Here is a 538-nt window from a genome sequence, read left to right as displayed (position 1 = left end):
CGCACCGGCGATATCCAGCAGCAGGTTCTCGTCGATCTGCTGGCGGCCCTCGACCACGCCACGCAGCGCGTCGCGCTGCTGCACGACCACGCCACGGGCCACGCCCAGGCCCATCATGCCCAGCGTATCGGCCACCGCGCCCAGCTCGTTGGCCTGGGTCTGCAGCTGTTCCGGCGCACCGCCGGTGCGCAGGTGCAGGTCAAGCGCATCCTTGATGCGCAGCAGTTCTTCCTTCACCGCGCTGCCCACGGTATCCAGCAGCTCGCGGTTGCGCCCGCTCAGGCTGCCCCGGGCATGGTCCAGCTCGGCCTCGGTGGCGCTGACGCTGTCCGGCGCGAACGCCAGCAGCACGCTGTCATGCACGCCCTCTTCGCCACGCGCGGCACGGATTTCGTTGAGCAGCGGCATCAGCACGATCGGAATATCGCGATGCCCGTTCTGCAGGCGCTCCAGATAGTCGGGCAGCAGCACGCTGCCACGCATCAGGGTCGCGCAGGCTTCATCCCGATCTGCCACACCACCGGCGCCGATGGCATTG

General features: G+C 68.8%; 1 protein-coding gene. It reads right to left on the bottom strand.

Annotated features, from left to right (window positions below; translation table 11 throughout):
* A partial coding sequence (locus DAI20_RS20200) for a hypothetical protein (protein WP_159085166.1) occupies positions 1 to 538 on the bottom strand: 538 nt, incomplete at both ends.

The organism is Planctomonas deserti, assembly GCF_003067705.1.
Classification (GTDB): domain Bacteria; phylum Actinomycetota; class Actinomycetes; order Actinomycetales; family Microbacteriaceae; genus Planctomonas; species Planctomonas deserti.
The sequence above is the reverse complement of the archived record's forward strand: the minus strand, read 5'-3'. Positions and strand labels throughout refer to the sequence as shown.